This window comes from Brevibacterium aurantiacum (assembly GCF_007558825.1).
Lineage (GTDB): Bacteria > Actinomycetota > Actinomycetes > Actinomycetales > Brevibacteriaceae > Brevibacterium > Brevibacterium aurantiacum_A.
In genome coordinates, this window is the sequence record NZ_VLTK01000012.1 from 82,450 (window position 1) to 100,557 (window position 18,108).

Genomic DNA, 18,108 nt, shown 5'->3' on the forward strand with positions numbered 1-18,108 from the left:
GGCCTGCAAGGGCGGTTGCGGCGTCCGCATGATGCGACGTGACTCAGCCTTATCCGAACTGAGAAAAGTCGGACTTCGCACACGCGCAAACCGTGTCAGTCTGTGGTTTGCTTGTCCCATGGGTGAGGCAGTCAATTCCAAGCGGTACACGCCGGAAGAACGCACGCTGTATCGGGAGAAGCTCGCGGAGAACCTCGAGCTCTTCGACACGTATCTGCGCCATGCGGAGTTCAAGTCCGCGGGCACGATCGGTCTGGAGCTCGAACTCAACCTCGTTGACTCGGACAATCAGCCGAGCCTGAACAACACGAAGGTCCTCGAGCGCCTCGACGATGAGTACCAGTCGGAGATCGGCGGGTTCAACCTCGAGCTCAATCACCCGGTGCTGCAAGTGGCCGGTCGTGGACTGAAGACTCTGGAAGCGGGCGTGGCGCACCGGCTGGGCAAAGCCCAGAAGGCCGCCGAGGCGGAAGGGCTGAAGGTCGCATCGATTGGGACTCTGCCGACCCTGAGCACCCAGTTCCTCACCGAAGAGACATGGATCACCGAAGAGAATCGCTACGAGGCGCTGAGCAACTCGATCGTCGATGCTCGGGGTGAGTACGTCCGCATCGAACTCGACGGCGAGGAGACGTACAAGCACGAATTCTCCGATATCGCCCCGGAAGCATCCTGCACCTCGATGCAGCTGCACCTGCAGGTCGCACCCAACAAGTTCGCCGAGGCGTGGAACGCCTCCCAGGCGATCGCAGCAGCCCAGGTCGCGATGAGTGCGAACTCCCCGCTGTTCGTCGGTCGCAAGCTCTGGCACGAATCCCGGATCCCGGTGTTCACCCAGTCCATCGATACGCGCACCCCGGAACTCGTCAATCAGGGAGTTCGGCCCCGAGTCTGGTTCGGGGAGCGCTGGATCACCAGCGTCTTCGACCTCTTCGAAGAGAACGTCCGCTACTTCCCACCGCTGCTGCCCGAGATCAAGGACTTCGTCGAGTTCAGTTCGGCCGATGCTCCGAAGCTCTACGAACTCAATCTGCACAACGGCACCGTGTGGCGCTGGAACCGACCCATCTACGACTCCTCGGACTCCGGAGCTCACATCCGTGTGGAGAACCGACTGCTCCCAGCCGGACCGACGCCCGTCGACATGGTCGCCGATGCCGCTTTCTACTACGGTCTGGCCGAATTCCTCGTCGGAGAGAACCGCCCCGTGTGGTCGCGGATGTCCTTCAGCGAGGCGGAGGAGAACTTCTTCGCCTGCGCCAAGGACGGCATACATGCGCGCGTGACCTGGCCGAAGATCGGCCACATCGATGTCGCGGACCTCGTCCTCGATGTTCTCATTCCGCAGGCGCGCAGGGGACTGAGCAGATTGGGCATCGACAAGGACGTCATCGAAGAATACATGTCGATCATCGAAGGCCGGGCCGAGAAGCGGACCAACGGTGCGACCTGGCAGCTGAAGATGCTTGACCGCTTGGCCCCGAACAGTGCGCCGGACTCACCGGAGCGCCGCGAAGGACTCAAGCAGATGATGGACGCCTACGTGGCGAACCAGGCCTCCGGCGACCCAGTCCATACCTGGGACGTGCCAGTCTGAGTCAGAGACGTTCGACTTCGCTGCATCAGAGGCGTTCGACTTCGACGAAGACGATGTCGTCGGTCCCGTTGGGATTCGAGACCTCATGTTCGGACCCTGCGGCGCGTGTGTAGCTGACTCCTGCTTCGAGGTCAGCGACGATCGACGTGCCATCCGAGTTCCGCACGTGCATCGCATCGGTGACCATCGGAATGACGACGTACTCATACTCATGTTTGTGCATCGGGATGACCCCATCAGGCTGGATCGTCCACCTGGTCACGCGGAAGACTCCGTTGTCGAGCTGGATCTCACCTGTCGAACCGGTATTCTCATCGCTCATGATTGACACTCCTTCTGGTCGTCGCTGATGGTCTGCTCCTCACCCTAGCCTTCAGCACAACAGCAACCCAGCCCTGCACGTGACCCGGGGCACGCAGGAACCGACCTGGCGGTTAGCATGAGCTGTATGCGATACCCCTACGCCGACATCGACGATGTCGAAGACGATATCCGCGAAACCATCCTGGCCGTGTCAGAGAAATCGGGCTTCGTGCCCAATGTCTTCCTCTCCCTGGCCCGGCGGCCGGCCGAGTTCCGTGCATTCTTCGCCTACTACGACGCTCTCATGGAGAAGGAGACCGGGAACCTGACCAAAGGAGACAGGGAGATGATCGTCACGGCCACCTCGGCGGTCAACAACTGCCTCTACTGCGTCGTCGCCCACGGAGCCGTGCTGCGCATCATGGAGAAGAAGCCCCTGGTCGCAGACCAAGTGGCCGTCAACTACCGGCAGGCCGACATCACCGACCGTCAGATGGCGATGCTCGACTTCGCAATGACGGTCTGCACACAGCCCTGGGCACTCGGCGACACTGACTTCGCAGCCCTGGCCGAACACGGATTCGACGACGAGGATGCCTGGGACATCGGTGCCATCACCGGATTCTTCGGCCTGTCCAACCGCATGGCACACGTGGGCGGAATGATGCCCAACCCCGAGTTCTACCTCATGGGACGCGTCCCGCGTGAGAGGAAGTGACGAATGACAATGAGCACTCACACGAACGCATCCCGCGTCTCTGACCGGGCCGGACTCGTCCAGCCCTTCGCCGCCATGAATATCGTGGCCAAGGTCCAGGAGATGTCGCGCCAAGGCCAGGACACCATCGCCATGTGCCTGGGCGAACCGACCCAAGGTGCACCGGGGCCGGTGCGCAGGAGAGCCGCCGAGGTGGTCACCGACGGTACGAACCTCGGCTACTCACCGATCTTCGGCATCCCCGAACTGCGCACAGCCATCGCCGGGCACTACCGTGACTGGTACGGCGTCGAGGTGCCCACAGAACGCATCGCCATCACCACGGGTTCCTCCGGTGCTTTCCAAACGGCCTTCCTGACCTGCTTCGACGCAGGTGACAGAGTCGCACTCGCCCGCCCGGGATACGGCGCATATAAGAACATCCTCGCCGCATTGAACTGCGAGATCGTCGAACTCGACTGCGGTGGAGACCATGGCTTCCAACCGACCGTGGAACTCCTCGAGCAGGCACATGCGAAGGCCCCGCTCAAGGGACTCATGCTCGCCTCGCCGGCGAATCCGACGGGGACGATGATCTCGGGCGAGCACCTCGGCGAACTCATCTCCTGGTGCGCCGAACACGGTGTGCAGGTGATCTCCGACGAGATCTATCACGGCATCAGCTACATCGGTACGCGTGGTGAGACCGCGTTGGCCCATGATGACAGTGCCATCGTCATCTCTTCGTTCTCGAAGTACTGGGCGATGACCGGGTGGCGACTCGGCTGGGCGATCCTGCCCGAAGAGCTCACTCACGCTGCGCAGAACGTGACAGGGAATCTGTCGCTGTGTGCCCCGGTTCCCGCCCAATATGCGGCCGTGGCGGCCTTCACGGAGGAGTCCTATGCCGAATGCGAGGCGGCGGTCGAATCCTTCGCCCGTGCCCGCAAGCACGTTCTCGACGCCACTGCTGACCTCGGGTTCTCCGATATGGCCCCGCCCGATGGGGCGTTCTACATGTATGCCCGCATCGACGAGATCCTGCAGCGGTCGAACGCCGCCATCGTCACCGCGACCGATTGGTGCCAGGCGCTCCTCGAGACCACCGGAGTCGCCTTGGCTCCGGGTGATGACTTCGACTCCCTCAACGGGTCGCGCTCGGTGCGGCTGTCGCTGGCTGTCGGTGCGGACAAGACCGCCGAGGCGCTCGACCGGATCCTCGACTTCATGCGATGACTCCGAACTCGGCCGCGGCCCATGGCGCGGAACCGCCCGGGCAGCCGCCTGCGTCCTCGGGCTCACCAGCCGCCTCAGAGCCGTCGCCCTCGGGGCTGCCGACACTGGGCGTCATCGTGTCTGCACTGCTCCTGGGCTCGGCCGGTCTGTTCGTCATCCTTGCCGAGGCGAGTGCCCCGACCGCGGCATTTCTGCGCTGCTGGATCGCTGTCATCGTCCTGGCGCCATTGGCGATCATCGAGCTCCGACGCTATGGGCTCTTGCCGTCCAGGGCACTCATCGTCGCAGCTGCCTCGGGTGCGGCACTGGGCATCGACTACGTGCTGTGGGCCCAGAGCGTCCTCGATGCTGGAGTCGGCGTCTCCACTGTCCTCATCAGCGTTCAGGTCATCGTGTTCCCGGCACTGGTATGGGTCTTCGGAGGAACGCGGCCCGGGTGGCTCTTCATCACGTGCATTCCCATCATGATCATCGGCATGCTGCTGACCGGAGGCATCTTCGGCGCCGACGAGGGAGCGGCGAACCCGGTGCGCGGCGCGATCTTCGGAGTGCTCTCCGGAATTCTCTACGGCGTCTACATCTTCGGCATCCACCACTGTCGGAACGCGGCACCGAACTTCGTGGTCGCACCCGTGGCGGTGGGCACCATTGCTGCGGGAGTGATGACGGCGATCGCCGGTGCCGCGCTCGGCGGGCTCGACTTCGCCCTGGGCTGGGACGGGTGGGCGTGGATGGTGGCGCTGGCCGTCTTCGGCCAGGCTCTGTCATGGGTGCTGCTGAGCATCTCGAGCCCGCTGGTGTCGGTGTCGCGGACCGCCGCTCTCATGTTGCTCCAACCGCTGTCGGCCGTGGTCCTGGGCTCGGTCATCGCCGGAGAGCGGCTGCAGTCGGCACAGTGGATCGGTGCGGTGCTGGTCGTTGTGATCGTCTGGGTCGTCGGTGGTGGCCCGGAGGCGCTGCGCAGACGACGCTGACGCCGGAGCGAGGCCCGACGATCGATGGGTTCAGTGCTCGTGACCTTCGACGGTGTGGGCCAGGGCGTCGAGGATGATGTGAGCGACGTGGTCATCCTTGAGTGAGTAGTAGGCTTCGCGGCCGATTCGGTTGACCCCGACGAGGTGGAGGCCGCGCAGGAACTTCAAGTGTTGGGAGACCAGGGGCTGTGAAAGCTCGGTGGACTCAACGATGTGCGTGACTGTCGCCTCACCGTGGGCGAGGACCAACAGCATCTTCAGCCTCGACGGTGTGGCCAGCGCCTTGAATAGGTCGGCGGTCTCTGAGATGGCTTCGAGATTGCCCTCGGGATTGCGCAGGAGCTGCTTGACTGCGGCATTGACCGGGGTGGAATCTGAAGTGGAGGCCATGGATAGAGATTACCGGAAATTCTGCGGCGAACTCACCGTTCAGCTCAGGGCTTCGACGTCGTCCTGACTGCCGATGAGATCGTCGGCCAGAGACTCCCACTGCTCATAGGCGTCAGGTAAGGCGGACCGTTGGACGGCCTGTGCCGCCTCGGTGGGGGCCATCGTATGCCAATCTTCGATCTGCACGAGTCCCGGGTTCTCGATGTCCGGGTTGATTCCGTAGAAGGACTTCGTGGCGAAGATGGGGTCGTTGAGGCGCTCTGGTTCACCCCAACCCTGCGAAGGGCGCTGCTGGAACAGACCGATCGAATCGCGGTCACCAGATTCGAGGTTCCGCAGCGAGGATTCCTGGAGTGCGGTCATGAGAGCGATTCTGATTGCACGGTCATCGAAGTCGCCGCCGCGACCGATGCCGATGATCAGTCGGGCATTGTCGATCTGCTGTTCGGTCAGTTGATTCACTGAAGCCATCTGCACCTGCCTGATCGTAGTCGAGCCGAACGAGACAGGTGAGTTGATGATCACGACGGCGGCAAGGACCAATGCTGCCACCGCTGCCCCGAAACCGATCAGGGCACCACGAAGCACGGACCGAGAGCCCTTGCGGTGTCGAGTCGTTCCAGCCATGAATATAACGATAATGCAACAAACTGAGGGATGCATGTGTCCACGCCGTACCTTTTGTCACAAGAAGGTCACGGAAGTGAATTTTTTGGTGTGTGTCGGCGACGATGCCTCATGTTCCAACTCTGCGTCATTTCCTCAGGGCGAACCGACCAGTGTGCAGTCTAAGATCGGACCATGATCTTCGTGAGACGACGCAACCCGAGATCTCGACTCTTCGGGTGCCTGGTGGGTGTGATTGCGGTAGTCATCATGGTGGTCGTTGCCGTCGCAGTCGTCACGGTGGTCCTGGTAGTCGCCGGCACCGACAGGTCGGGTGAGGATTCAGGCGCGGACACGGGCGGGGACGGCGCACCGAGCAGTGCCCCGGCCTCCCGCGGGCATTGGTCCAACGGCGAGTGAGGGTGTCGGGGAAGTTCACTCGTCGGCATGGTTGCCGAGAGGCGGGGTCTGCACTGGCTGACGCAGAATCGTGCGCAACTTCTCCGGGGCGCTTCTGCGCAGATCGCTGAGGTAGATCTCGTGGTGTCTGCCCGTCATCTCGAATCCTGCAGCCGGGATCGCAGCTGAATGCATGTGGTCGAGCACAGCGGCCTCGTCGTCGAAGGGTCCGATGTGCAGGGTCTGCATGCATGTGCCCTCCCGAAGAATGTCGAAGCGGACGTCGTCGAGGCGAGGAAGTGGCCTGCGTCCTGTCGCCACAGCGATCGCGTGGTCGAGATGGGACCGGTTCAGCCAATCGGGCACCAGGAGCATGAGCGTGAAGTCCCATTGGGTTTTGTCGCGTGCAGATGTGAAGGTCGACATGTCCTCCGCCCACCACAGCCCCTCGAGCGGTGGGATGACGTAGTCGCGGCCCAGCTCGTTCCTGCTGAAGAACTTCAGTGAATATGCCAGCGGATAGAGCGTCGCGACGGCCGAGGCGAAGTCGGGCGAAGAGTTCGGGTCGCCATGTCCGTCGAGCATGAGGTACTGCAACGGCGGCACCTCCACGAGTTCGAAGGAGCCGTGTCTGGCACGATAGCTGGGCATCGACTTCTTGACGTCGAACTTGTCCATGTCACATTCCGATCCGGCGGCACTGATGATCTGATTCTACGAGGCGCGGCTGATGTAGACCGGGGCTTGACCTTGACACTATGTCAGGGACTTCACTGGTTCCCAGGAGGTGGACACAATGACCAATCCACACACAGCAGATTCGACGATCCTGTCTGAGTCGCAGCCCCGGGCGGAACGTGAGCCCGTCATCGCGGCCTTATCGTCGTCGAACCCGCAGCAGCGACTGCAGGCGGCGCTGTCCGTCGGGACCACTGCCGAGGACCGGCACCTCGGCGTTCTCGTCCAGCGGTGCAGAGTCGAACCGGACTTCTTCGTTCGTGACATGCTCACCTGGGCGATCACTCGGATGCCCGCCGAGGCGACTGTGCCGCTGCTCATCGTCGAGCTGAGCTCCGATGTGCCGCAGGCCCAGAGTCAGGCGCTGCACACATTGTCGAAGATCGGTGATCCCCGCGGCTGGGAGGCCATGGACCCGGGATCTATCGGAGACAGTCTGATCGCTCATGCCGACACCGAGGTGGCCCGCAGTGCGTGGAGGGCTGCAGCGACACTTGTCCCCGGTGATGATCGAGAGCGCTTGGCGTTGTCCCTGGTCACACAGCTTGGGAAGGGTGACATGGAGACGCAGAAGAGCCTCAGCCGAGCCATCGTCTCTCTGGGTGAGGATCTCGTGTCAGTGCTCGATGGAAGACTGCAGGCAGAGGAAGAAACAGTGCGGGCACACGCCATGGCGACTCGGGACATGTTCACCGACCCGGATGCCGGCTTCGCTCACGCCTTGGGTGAAGCCAAACGCGTGGTCGCACTGGGGTCCGAGGCGTCAGCATAGGTCGATTTCGGGAAGGGTCGACCGAGGCGGCACTGCCGGGCGGGGCAAGCTCGCGCAGTGCTGCGTGTGACACCTCGGGCTCCTTTCTCATGAACTGGATGCGCTGATGGCGCAGCCGCGACAGCGTGAGCTGTCTATAGTGGAAGAGGGAGAGGGGTGCTGATGCTGATCGGCGAGGTGGCCAGACGGTCAGGCGTGAGCGCCCGCATGCTGCGGCACTATGAATCCTTGGGGCTCATCGATCCCAGTGGGCGCACCTCGAGCGGGTACCGGGAGTATTCCGCGGCCGATATCGGACGCATCTTCCACATCGAAGGGCTGCGCAAGCTCGGAATGTCGCTGGCAGAGATCGGGACCCTCCTCGATGATCCTGCGTTCGATCCGCGTCGACTGATTCGCGAGCTGGTCGAGACGTCGAGGCGACGCATCGCAGCCGAACAGGAGCTGCTCTCCCATCTTGAGCGCATCGACCGTCTCCACCATGCCGATGGGGAGGCACTGCTGCTGACCATTGATCTCCTGCGTTCGCTGGAATCCGGCGACGTCATCCAGCGGCATAAGGCGGCACTGGGCAGCGGTGTCGACGGAACTGTGCCCGTGGAGTCCCTGTCGGCAGCCGTTTTCAACGAACCTGTGCTCAACGCTGCCGGGGCCATGCGCTGGGCCCTGGTCCAGTCGGGGCCCGAAGCGGTCCGCTATCTGGCGAAGGGAATGGACGATCTCTCCGTCGACGTTCGTCGCAACGCGCTTTTAGCGCTCGACGAGATTCGTCGCAATACAGCGAAGGACGAGCTCGGGCCCGTCGCTGAGGCGGCCATCACCGAGGCGCTGCACTCCGGCCTCGGAGACACTGATTTTCAAGTGCGCAGCGGTGCCGCTCTTGTTCTGGGGCAGATGGGGGATCTCGCTGCAGTCGCGGACCTGCTCGAAATCGCGATGGAGGGCCCCAAAGACATCGAGGCCGCCGAGGCACTCGCCGCCTTCGTCAACGATGCTCCGGAACAAGGGGAGCGTGCTGAGGTCGCGGCGCGGATCATGTCGGATCTGCGGCGGCATGCGCGGTCGCCAGAGGCGACTATGCGGTTCCGAGTGCTGCAGGTCCTCATTGAGATTCCAGGTGCCGAGGTCGATGATTTCATTGCCGAACTCAGCACCGACGAGAATCTTGAGGTTGCGGCGACGGCGACTGCGACCCTGAATCGCCGCCGCGATCATTAAACTTGTCCCATGACCTCCGGAATAACGACGCCCGAATCTGGGCCCGACCGCTCGGATGCCTCGTTGAAGCGACGGCAGAGGCAGCCGTTCGCATTCCGGCGCCATCGTTTCACCGTCACCGGGGTTCTCGATTACCTCTTCTTCCTCTTCGGGGGTGCTTCATCAACGTGGTTGGCGATGCTGATCCTGCTCGAGGGGTTCTCGCTCGGGTGGTGGCAGGTGCTGACCCTCCTCGTGTTCTGGGGAGTGGTCTCGTACCTGGCGCTTCCACGGCTTCATCGCATCCTCTCTCAGATCTACGTCCCGAACTATTTCATCGGTCGGGCACGGACCTCGGACGGACTGCTCGGTGACCCGGTCAACCTCGCATGGCGCGGTGATGAAACGCAGATCCATCACGCGATGAAGGCCGCGGGCTGGATTCTTGCCGATGGCATCACACCAGCCTCAACCTGGGAGATCATCAGGTCTACTCTGACGCGGCGAAGCTATCCCAAGGCGCCGGTCTCGCCCCTGCTGCTGTTCGGCAGGCGCCAGGACTTCGCCTATCAGCAGGAGGTCGACGGCGACCCCGGCCAGCGTCACCATGTGCGGTTCTGGAAGTGTCCCGCCGGTTGGATGCTGCCCGGTGGGCATCAGGCGGACTGGTTGGCGGCGGGCACCTATGACAAGAGCGTCGGGATCTCACTATTCACACTGCAGTTCACCCACAAGATCGAAGAGAACACCGATGTCGAACGTGACTACATCGTCGACACGGTGGCTTCGGCCGACGAGGCGATCGTCGTCCAGCACATTCAGGACTTCTCGACTGGTTATCATTCACGCAACGGCGGTGGGGACGCGATCATCACGGACGGGGATCTGCCGATCATCGAAGTCACCGAGGTGGCCGCCGACGAAACAGATACTCCTGACCGACTCGAACTCGCCCTCGATGCGACTCAGATCTATTCCGACGCACGGTCGGTCCGAGAAGTGACGAAGACCCTGTGGCACAAGCGGCCGCTGCAGACGGTCGTCGGTGCCGCCCTCGTCCTGGTCCTGCTCATCTTTCAGGCGTGGGATGTGCTGGGCACAGTGCTCGACTGGGATGGACTGCGCACCGAGGTCGTTGACTACAGCGAAGACATCGAAACCCTCGCCGATGAAACGGCAACACGGATCGTGGCAGGAGTTCTCATCGGACTCAGCCTCCTCATCGGATGCCTGCAGGTGATCGCGAGCATCTCCGTTTTCCGCGGCAGCAATCGGGCGCGACTGTGGATCCTGACTCTTTCCACGGTGTCCGTGATCGTGTCGATGACGAACTACTTCACGGGAGACCGCGACCTCGCGACCAACATGTACGCTCTGACGACGATCGCCATGCAAGTCGCCGTGCTGCTGTCGCTGTCCAGCGATTCCTCGCGGCTCTTCACTCGTTTCAGCACCGCGGAGCTGCGAGCCGAACGTCAGGAGCAGGCACTCGAGGACTGAGCGCCAGTTCCGGATTCGCCGGCACAGAAATACCTGGACCGAGCAGAAAGCTGTGTATCCTGACGGCGACTGCATGACGGCGGGGCGAAGCTGCCGTCGGAACCGGACACCAGCGAAGAGGCGGAACCCCATGACCGAACCGACATCCAACTCACCTGCTCCCACTGAGGGGAATGCTGCCCCCGACGCCAAGATCTTCGACACGATTGACCCGGCGCTCAAGGTAGTCAGTGCGGAAATCGAGATCGCAGCACCCGCCTCGGAGGTCTTCGACCTCATCGCGGACCCTGTCCGCCAGCCCGAATGGGACGGCAACGACAATCTGGGCACAGCCGCCCAAGGTCAGCGACCGACCAGCGCCAGCGGATCCTTCATCACTACTTTGACCAAAGGTGTGGATCGAGAGAACCATATCGTGGCCTTCGAGGAGGGCAGGCTCATCGCCTGGAAGCCCTCCGAAGTCGGTGGCGAACCGTTCGGCCAGAAGTGGACATGGGAGATCGAAGCAACAGGAGAACGCTCAAGCCTGGTTCGCCAAACCTATGACTGGACCGAATTGAGAGACCCCCTGCGACTGCCACGCGCGCAGTCGACGACGTCCGAGAATCTCCTGGCGTCGCTTGAGAGGCTCAAGACACTCGCCGAAAGCTGAAGCGAGAAGCTCCTCACCGAGGCCACGCATCTGCCAAGCGTGAGAGCAGCTGAGCCAGGAGTGCACGCTCCTCATCGGTGAACCCGTCAAGGGCCAGATCGACACTCTCACGTTGGGCTCCCCGGAACCTGTTCGAGATCGCGCGACCCTTCTCCGTCAGCGCGATGAGAGTGCGACGGGCATCATCGGGATCGACTTCACGTTGGAGCAGCCCCAGTTCGACGCCCTGTGACACGAGGCGGGAGGCGCGAGGCTGGTCGACGCCGATGGACTCGCCGATCGCACTGACGCCAAGCGATCGGTCGGCCTGAGCAAGGGCGATGAGCAGTCGCAGCTGCGCTCGCCCGCCGAAGCGGGCGCCGAATCTCCCCTTCCAGTCGTGTTCGTCCTCATGCCGACCGCGATCACCGGCATCCTCGCGTGCGTCCTCTTCGTGTCGATCGTGCTGGCTCTGTGGGGGACGCTCATCCCCGCTGCTGTGGGGATGGCGGCCGCGACCGAACGGGAAGTCGCCCCGTCCTGGACCGCCGAACCCGGGATGGCCACCGAAACCAGCCGCACCGCCTGGCGGTCCGAATCCGCGCGGGCCACCGCCGGGGCCGCGCCTCCACTGCAGGCGTGTCAGCGCCTCGGCGATCCTCTGACTGGCATTGTCCGTGCCCTGATCGCTGTCTCCCTGATTGCTCATACTCCGATTTTACATGTTGATTGACATGCACTCTAAATGCATGTCATGCTACATGTACATGTCAGATGACAAACAAAGGAGACGACATGAACTCGCACAACAACAGCGAACAGAACGACAACAACACCAACACCGGCAGCGGCCCAGGAGGTCGCGAGGACCGTGCAGGTGATCGAAGTGATATTCCCAGTCAGGAGAGCATGAATATGAATGATGGACACGAATTCGACGAGGCCGGCCCTGCCGAGAGTGGCGATTCCGACATGCGTGCCGAGACCCCGGAGTTGTCGGACCTTCTCAAGCAGGCGAGCCGCCTGCTGCGCCGAAAGGTCCTTGCTGCGGCTGCTGCGGGGGAGTTGGGAAGCCGCGGCCAGGCGATCCGCGAACAGGTCGATGCGGTGATCGACGAGGCGCTGTCGGATGAGGAGCTCGAATCTCTGACAGAGAATCTGGGCAAAATCGTTGACGCGCTCGGCGGGGATGCAGGGGACGCAGGCTATGAATGGAATGATCGCCGAGAATTCGCCGGTCGGCGCGGCTTCGGGCCAAAATTCGGACCCGAGTTCGGGCCCAAGTTCGGACCCGGGCGCGGACATGGATTCGGTCCTCGCCGCGACCGGGGCCAGCGTCATGAGTGGGCCTCGCGTGGTGGCTGGGACTCACCCGAGGAATGGGGTGAAGGCATCACAGACGAAGGCCGTTTCGTCCACCACCGCGGTCATGAAGAGTGTGGACCAGGCACTCGCGGCGCCGACCACCGAGGTCGTGATCACCGAGGTCGTGACCACGATGTTCGTGACTATCAAACCCGTGACCACTGTGGACACGGCCACCGCGGACATGACCACCGCGCTGGCAGCCGACGCCGAGGTCTGGGCAGGATGGTCGGGGCTGCCTTCGACCACGGATTCGCAGCAGGTTACAAGCGCGGTGTCCGGTTCTGAACGTTCAAGGGCTCAGGGGAGTCAGTGCTCAGCCGCGCTGGAGCACCGACTCCAATGCCTCGAGCACTGCAGGGTCCTCAATCGTCGAGGGCACGGCCGGGGAGTCAACGCCGTCGGCGATCTCACGCATCGTCTTGCGCAGGATCTTCCCCGACCGAGTCTTCGGCAGAGCAGAGACGATATCGACCTGTTTGAAGGCGGCGACGGGGCCGATCTCCTTGCGCACCAGCGCCACGAGTTCGGCGATGACCGCATCAGGATCGGTCGCCTCGGCGGAATCACCGAGAACGACCAGTGCGCGCGGGTTCTGTCCCTTCGTATCATCGTGAACGCCGATCACGGCGGTCTCCGTGACCGCAGGATGGGAGGCGATGACGGCCTCGATCATGCCCGTGGACAGGCGGTGGCCGGCGACGTTGATGACATCGTCGGTGCGGCCCATGACGAAGACGTATCCGTCTTCGTCGAGGTAGCCCGAGTCGCCGGTGAGGTAGTAGCCGTCGAACGCGGACAGATACGAGGACACGAATCTGGAGTCATCGCCCCAGACGGTGGCCATCGTCCCCGGCGGCAGGGGCAGCTTCATAACGATGAGGCCCTCCTCGCCGGCCGGCTTCGGCTGGCCGGTTGGATCGAGGACTTCGACCTGGAAGCCCGGCACCGGCTTCGTCGGGGACCCGGCTTTGAGGGGGAACTGAGTGAGTCCGAGCGGATTGGCCGCGATCGGCCAGCCGGTCTCCGTCTGCCACCAATTGTCGACGACGGGAATGTCCCGACCGGTCGCCTCGGCGAGGATCTTCGTCGTCCACTCATAGGTGTCCGGGTCGAGGCGTTCACCGGCGAGGAATGAGGCCCGCAGGCTGGAGAGGTCGTACTTCTTGATGAGCTCGCCGTTCGGATCTTCCTTGCGTACGACGCGCATGGCCGTCGGCGCCGTGAAGTGAACGTTGACCCCGTGGTCTTCGATGATGCGGAAGAAGGTGCCCGCATCGGGTGTGCCGATCGGTTTGCCCTCGAACAGGACCGAAGTGACTCCGGCCAGCAGCGGCGCGTAGACGATGTAGGTGTGGCCGACGACCCAGCCGACGTCGGATGCGGTGAACATCGTGTCGCCGGGATTGAGTCCGAAGACATTGGGCATCGAGAACGCAGATGCCACCGCGTAGCCTCCGGAATCACGCACGATGCCCTTCGGTTTGCCCGTCGTGCCGGAGGTGTAGAGGACGTAGAGTTCATCGGTGGCCTTGACGGTGACCGGTTCAATGCCCTCGGGAGTGTTCGCGAGCAGTTCGGCGTAGTCGAGATCGTCCTCGCCCATATCGCAGCGGTGCTCGTCTCGTTGGACGATGACGGTGAACTCAGGTTTGTTCTCGGCGATGTCGATCGCTTCGTCAACCATGGGCTTGTACTCGAGGATGCGACTCTTCTCGACCCCGCATGAGGTGGAGATGACGGCCTTCGGAGAGGTGTCGTCGATGCGAACAGCCAGCTCGTTGGGGGCGAATCCGCCGAAGACCACCGAGTGGATCGCTCCGATGCGGGCACAGGCGAGCATGGCGACGGCGGCCTCGGGGACCATCGGCATGTAGATGATGACCCGATCGCCCTTGACCACGCCCTTGTCGGACAGCGCCCTGGCGAAACGGGAGACCTCATCGAGGAGTTCTGAGTATGTGATCGTGCGAATCGTATTCGTGACCGGCGAGTCGTAGATGATGGCCGCCTGTTCTCCGCGTCCGGCCGTTACATGGCGGTCGACGGCGTTGAAGCACACATTGAGCTCGCCGTCTGGGAACCACCGGTAGATGGGGGCGTTCGCGTCGTCGACGGCGCGAGTCGGTTCGGTGACCCAGTCGATGTGTCGCTTGGCCTGGTCGAGCCAGAACTCTTCAGGATCGGCATCGATGCGAGCGATGACATCGTCGTAGCTGGGGGACTGGTCCTGTGCGATGGTGTTCATGGTTCCATTGTGACCCATGGCACAGCGGCCAGGGGGCGCGGGGTCAGGTGATTGTGGGGACCGCGATGGTTGTGCGGGAGCCGTTTGGGGGTTAGGGCAGCCCCGCCTCCGCAGCGGGCCCGACCGATCTGCGTCCGGTGGTGGTTCGGACAGGCCGGCCAACTGCACGGTCGCCACAGCAATTGGCTGAGCTCAGACTGCTCACGACAGATATCTGCCGACTTCGCCTGATTGTGTTCGCAGACAAGGCACAATGGAGACATGAGATACCTCGTTGCTCTGATCATCGGAATCGGCGTCCTGTTCGGCATCAACTTCTTTGCCGACCTCTTCTCCATGCCCCGTCCGTGGGGTTCGCTGCTGATGGGTGCCATAGTCGGCATCACTATGGTGGTAGTCCTCCTGGTTTGGGAAGTCGTCAAGCCGAGCCACAGGGACACAGCTCCCGCGACGCCCGCGATGAGCGAGGAGGAGCGCGCGAATGCACGCGCCGAACGGCGTGCTCGATTAGCTGCCGATGCGGGCGTGAGCATCGATGATGACGAAGGATCAGGGGCGAAGGCGAAAGCCTCTTCCACGGAGCCGAGGGTCCCACCGATACCACCCGCGGCGAACGAAGCAGTGGCGAAGAAGGCTGAGGTGTCACCGGATGCAGACGAGTCCTCGATCGAAGCCGAACCCAAAGACACCGAACGCAGCAGCGACCATAACGGCAACGGGTCAAACGACAGCGGGTCGCAAGTCCCAGAGGTCGGCAGGTCAGAAGAGCCCGATAGTCTCACGCACGATGAGTCGACGGTCAATGAGCCGAGGGCTCGGACAGAGGATGAAGTCGATGCAGAGACGGCGGGGTCGTCATTGGAGAACCCTCCGACCGGCGAACCGGGAATCTCCGTCGATGCGCTGAACGGTTCGGAGCCCGCACCGGCTGACAAACTCGAGAGCGTCGATGACACCGACGACCCTTCTGCGAATGACGGAACCTCGAAGTACTGAAGAGGTCGCCCAGATTTCGCAGTGCGACGCGATCGCCCGTTGATGTGGGCAGTCGACCGATCTAAAATCTAGAGATAGCGCACGGATCTCCACGACGGGCGCAACGAGGTGCAGCCCGTCGGCCTTTGCTGGACGAGGAGGGCGGCCATGGCGGTTGAAAGATATGTCGAATCGTATCGACAGCTGAGCGGGACAATCCACGATTCCGGCCTGCTGCGACGACGCCGGGGCTTCTATCTCACCAGAATCATCATCTGGCTGCTGGCGCTGGCGGTTCTGCTCGCCGCCGTCGTCATCTTCGGCGCCACCTGGTTTCAGCTGATCACTGCCGGCCTGATCGGAATGGTCATGGCGCAGCTCGGCTTCCTCTCGCACGAGGCCGCTCATCGTGAGGTCTTCGCGTCCAGGGAGCTCAACGAGTGGACGTCGCGCATCGTCGCCGGACTGTTCATGGGACTGAGCTTCAGCTGGTGGATGGCCAAGCACAATACGCATCATGCCTACCCCAATCAGGAGGGTGAGGACCCGGACATCGAGTCCAACCTGATTGCCATGACTCCCAATGCGGCCAGCCGGAGGAGGGGGTTCGGTGCCTTCCTTGCCAGTCATCAGGGTGCCTTCTTCGTTCCGCTTCTGTTTCTGGAAGGGGCGAATCTTCACTTTGCGTCATTGAAGACTCTACTCACTGCCCCGAACGTGCCGCACCGGGTGACGGAGATCGTGCTGATCGCGATCCGATTCGGTGCCTACTTGACGTTGCTCTTTCTGGTGCTGCCGTTCGGAATGGCGTGCGCGTTCTTCGGGGTCCAGGTCGGATTCTTCGGAATCCTGCTGGGCGGTGCCTTCGCGCTCAATCACATCGGAATGCCCACTGTGGAAAAGGGCATGCATATTGATTTCCTGCGCAGGCAGGTTGTCATGTCCCGGAACATCAAAGACGGGCCGGTGGCACGGTTTCTGCTGGGCGGCCTGCAGTTCCAGATCGAACACCACCTGTTCCCGGCGGCTCCGCGTCCCAGTCTTCCCGTGATGCAGAAGATCGTCCGTGAGCATTGCGCCAAGCACGACATACCGTATACGGAGAGAACTCTCACCGAGGCTGCGGCCACGGTGATCGCCTATCTCAGTCAGGTCGGTGTGAAGGGTCAGGACCCCTATACGTGTCCTCTTGTGCGACGCTATCGGGGCTGAGGCTCCTGCCGAGCTCCGACCGAACAGACACGAACGCCGCAGGCCACGAGAGGAAAGTTCCGATGAAGATCACTCTTCATGCGAGCATGTGCGTTGCTTCAGGCAATTGCGGGTTCGTCGCCCCCGAGGTCTTCTCCAACCCGGAGGGCAACGGCGGTTTCGCCCATCTCAATGACTCCGCCCCGCCCGAATCGGAATGGGAGGCTGCCGATGAAGCAGAATTCCTGTGCCCATCCAAGGCGATCCAGATCGACAGACACCAGATACCACCTCGCTGATCAACCCCGGTAGTGGTCTGCCAGGATCTTCAGTCCCTCTTCGATGCTGACTCGCGGTGTCCACCCCAGAACCTCCTGGGTGCGGCGCTGGTCGAACCAGTGCGCAGTCGACAGCTGTTCGGCCAAGAACCTCGTCAGGGGAGGTTCATCGTCATGCTCGCCCAGATCCCACACCTTCTCCACAATGGATCCGGCCGCCAGCGCGGGACCCACGGGAACGCGCAGTTTCGGCACCCCGGCGCCGCCGGCGATGGCGATGCGTGACATGAGCTCCCCGATGGGGCGCGGCTGACCGTTCGTCACCACCAGCGATTCACCGTGCGTGGACGTGACGGCGTCGACGGCGGCAACGATTGCCTCGACCGCATTGTCGACGAACAGGGCGTCGACGAGTGGTGCACCCGACCCCAGCACCGGCATCCGGCCGGCCCGTGCGCGATCGATGACGCGTTCCGTCAGTTGGGTGTCGCCTGGCCCCCACATGAGGTGTGGGCGCAGGACGAGGACCTTGAAGTCCTCGGAGTCGGCGTCCAGGGCGATGAGTTCACCGGCGGCCTTGGTTCGCGCATACTCACCGTGCGCCTGCTCAGGTGAGGCCGGACCGGCTCCTGCGCCGATGATCGAATCACCGGTGTGGGCCACAGACGGTGAGGAGATATGCACCATCCGCTTCACACCCGCTGCCAGCGCAGCATCGACGAGGGTGCGCGTGCCGCCGATGTTCACGGCCTCGAACTCACTGGGGTCGCCCATCATTGACACCTTCGCCGCCAAGTGCACAACAGCCTCGGCGCCGGTGAGGGCTTCGGTGACACTGCTCGGATCGGTGACCGACCCGATGACATCATGGACGCCAGCCACCGAGGAGGGGCGACGCTGCAGAGTCGTGACCTGGTGGCCGTCTGCCATCAGTGCGCGAGCGACGGACGAACCCAGGAGCCCGGAGGCCCCGGTGACGGTGATCTTCATGAGGACTCCTCAGACGGTCGG

General features: G+C 62.8%; 21 protein-coding genes. 13 read left to right on the top strand and 8 right to left on the bottom strand.

Annotation, left to right across the window (positions count from 1 at the left end; genetic code table 11):
• Positions 1–118 precede the first annotated feature (118 nt).
• Positions 119–1,597: a glutamate-cysteine ligase family protein gene (locus FO013_RS17855; RefSeq protein ID WP_143923913.1), complete on the top strand. Its 1,479-nt coding sequence runs from the start codon at positions 119–121 to the stop codon at positions 1,595–1,597.
• A gap of 25 nt (positions 1,598–1,622) precedes the next feature.
• On the opposite strand, the gene FO013_RS17860 is transcribed toward FO013_RS17855, so the two are convergent.
• Positions 1,623–1,919, bottom strand: coding sequence for a cupin domain-containing protein (locus FO013_RS17860; RefSeq protein WP_143923914.1), 297 nt, complete (start codon positions 1,917–1,919; stop codon positions 1,623–1,625).
• A gap of 126 nt (positions 1,920–2,045) precedes the next feature.
• Between FO013_RS17860 and FO013_RS17865 the strand changes: the two genes are divergently transcribed.
• Both FO013_RS17865 and FO013_RS17870 read left to right on the top strand, forming a co-directional pair.
• Complete coding sequence (locus FO013_RS17865) at positions 2,046–2,618, top strand: peroxidase-related enzyme (protein WP_222103669.1); 573 nt, start codon at positions 2,046–2,048, stop codon at positions 2,616–2,618.
• A gap of 9 nt (positions 2,619–2,627) precedes the next feature.
• Complete coding sequence (locus tag FO013_RS17870; protein ID WP_143923916.1) at positions 2,628–3,833, top strand: pyridoxal phosphate-dependent aminotransferase; 1,206 nt, start codon at positions 2,628–2,630, stop codon at positions 3,831–3,833.
• On the opposite strand, the gene FO013_RS22960 is transcribed toward FO013_RS17870, so the two are convergent.
• Positions 3,823–3,948 (bottom strand): hypothetical protein, encoded by a 126-nt coding sequence (locus tag FO013_RS22960; RefSeq protein WP_260848246.1) that lies wholly within the window; start codon positions 3,946–3,948, stop codon positions 3,823–3,825. The genes FO013_RS17870 and FO013_RS22960 overlap by 11 nt on opposite strands.
• A 1-nt stretch (position 3,949) precedes the next feature.
• Here FO013_RS22960 and FO013_RS17875 point away from each other — a divergent pair, with 1 nt between their 5' ends.
• Positions 3,950–4,807 (top strand): DMT family transporter, encoded by an 858-nt coding sequence (locus tag FO013_RS17875; protein WP_222103670.1) that lies wholly within the window; start codon positions 3,950–3,952, stop codon positions 4,805–4,807.
• Between the two features lie 30 nt (positions 4,808–4,837).
• Here the strand turns inward: FO013_RS17875 and FO013_RS17880 are convergent, their stop codons facing one another.
• Positions 4,838–5,197, bottom strand: a complete 360-nt coding sequence (locus FO013_RS17880; protein ID WP_143923918.1) for an ArsR/SmtB family transcription factor — start codon at positions 5,195–5,197, stop codon at positions 4,838–4,840.
• 39 nt (positions 5,198–5,236) lie between these two features.
• Positions 5,237–5,824, bottom strand: a complete 588-nt coding sequence (locus tag FO013_RS17885; protein WP_260848247.1) for a peptidoglycan-binding protein — start codon at positions 5,822–5,824, stop codon at positions 5,237–5,239.
• 174 nt (positions 5,825–5,998) lie between these two features.
• Here FO013_RS17885 and FO013_RS17890 point away from each other — a divergent pair, with 174 nt between their 5' ends.
• Entirely contained in the window at positions 5,999–6,223 is a 225-nt protein-coding gene (locus FO013_RS17890) for a hypothetical protein (protein ID WP_143923919.1), read from the top strand.
• Positions 6,224–6,238: 15 nt separating this feature from the next.
• On the opposite strand, the gene FO013_RS17895 is transcribed toward FO013_RS17890, so the two are convergent.
• Positions 6,239–6,880, bottom strand: a complete 642-nt coding sequence (locus tag FO013_RS17895; RefSeq protein WP_143923920.1) for a GyrI-like domain-containing protein — start codon at positions 6,878–6,880, stop codon at positions 6,239–6,241.
• Positions 6,881–6,998: 118 nt separating this feature from the next.
• Between FO013_RS17895 and FO013_RS17900 the strand changes: the two genes are divergently transcribed.
• The 4 genes from FO013_RS17900 (at position 6,999) to FO013_RS17915 (ending at position 11,061) form a co-directional block, all read left to right on the top strand.
• Positions 6,999–7,712 (top strand): HEAT repeat domain-containing protein, encoded by a 714-nt coding sequence (locus FO013_RS17900; RefSeq protein ID WP_143923921.1) that lies wholly within the window; start codon positions 6,999–7,001, stop codon positions 7,710–7,712.
• 162 nt (positions 7,713–7,874) lie between these two features.
• Positions 7,875–8,930: a MerR family transcriptional regulator gene (locus FO013_RS17905; RefSeq protein WP_143923944.1), complete on the top strand. Its 1,056-nt coding sequence runs from the start codon at positions 7,875–7,877 to the stop codon at positions 8,928–8,930.
• A gap of 9 nt (positions 8,931–8,939) precedes the next feature.
• Positions 8,940–10,409 carry an LssY C-terminal domain-containing protein gene (locus FO013_RS17910; RefSeq protein ID WP_143923922.1) on the top strand — a complete coding sequence of 490 codons (1,470 nt, stop codon included), beginning with the start codon at positions 8,940–8,942 and terminating at the stop codon, positions 10,407–10,409.
• 130 nt (positions 10,410–10,539) lie between these two features.
• Positions 10,540–11,061, top strand: a complete 522-nt coding sequence (locus FO013_RS17915) for an SRPBCC family protein (protein WP_143923923.1) — start codon at positions 10,540–10,542, stop codon at positions 11,059–11,061.
• A 13-nt stretch (positions 11,062–11,074) separates the two neighbouring features.
• Here the strand turns inward: FO013_RS17915 and FO013_RS22965 are convergent, their stop codons facing one another.
• On the bottom strand, positions 11,075–11,749 hold the full coding sequence (locus tag FO013_RS22965; protein ID WP_260848248.1) for a MarR family winged helix-turn-helix transcriptional regulator: 675 nt from the start codon (positions 11,747–11,749) through the stop codon (positions 11,075–11,077).
• 86 nt (positions 11,750–11,835) lie between these two features.
• Between FO013_RS22965 and FO013_RS22970 the strand changes: the two genes are divergently transcribed.
• Complete coding sequence (locus tag FO013_RS22970) at positions 11,836–12,693, top strand: hypothetical protein (protein ID WP_260848249.1); 858 nt, start codon at positions 11,836–11,838, stop codon at positions 12,691–12,693.
• A 28-nt stretch (positions 12,694–12,721) separates the two neighbouring features.
• Here FO013_RS22970 and FO013_RS17930 read toward each other — a convergent pair whose 3' ends face one another.
• The gene (locus tag FO013_RS17930; RefSeq protein ID WP_186293188.1) at positions 12,722–14,653 is read right to left on the bottom strand and encodes an acetate--CoA ligase; all 1,932 of its coding nucleotides are present in this window, start codon (positions 14,651–14,653) and stop codon (positions 12,722–12,724) included.
• A gap of 261 nt (positions 14,654–14,914) precedes the next feature.
• Between FO013_RS17930 and FO013_RS17935 the strand changes: the two genes are divergently transcribed.
• From FO013_RS17935 to FO013_RS17945, 3 genes are all read left to right on the top strand, one after another.
• The gene (locus FO013_RS17935) at positions 14,915–15,649 is read left to right on the top strand and encodes a hypothetical protein (RefSeq protein WP_143923924.1); all 735 of its coding nucleotides are present in this window, start codon (positions 14,915–14,917) and stop codon (positions 15,647–15,649) included.
• Positions 15,650–15,796: 147 nt separating this feature from the next.
• Complete coding sequence (locus FO013_RS17940; protein WP_143923925.1) at positions 15,797–16,840, top strand: fatty acid desaturase family protein; 1,044 nt, start codon at positions 15,797–15,799, stop codon at positions 16,838–16,840.
• Positions 16,841–16,902: 62 nt separating this feature from the next.
• Complete coding sequence (locus FO013_RS17945; RefSeq protein ID WP_143923926.1) at positions 16,903–17,118, top strand: ferredoxin; 216 nt, start codon at positions 16,903–16,905, stop codon at positions 17,116–17,118.
• Here the strand turns inward: FO013_RS17945 and FO013_RS17950 are convergent, their stop codons facing one another.
• Positions 17,119–18,087, bottom strand: a complete 969-nt coding sequence (locus tag FO013_RS17950) for an NAD-dependent epimerase/dehydratase family protein (RefSeq protein ID WP_143923927.1) — start codon at positions 18,085–18,087, stop codon at positions 17,119–17,121. It lies immediately after the preceding gene.
• Positions 18,088–18,108: the final 21 nt, after the last annotated feature.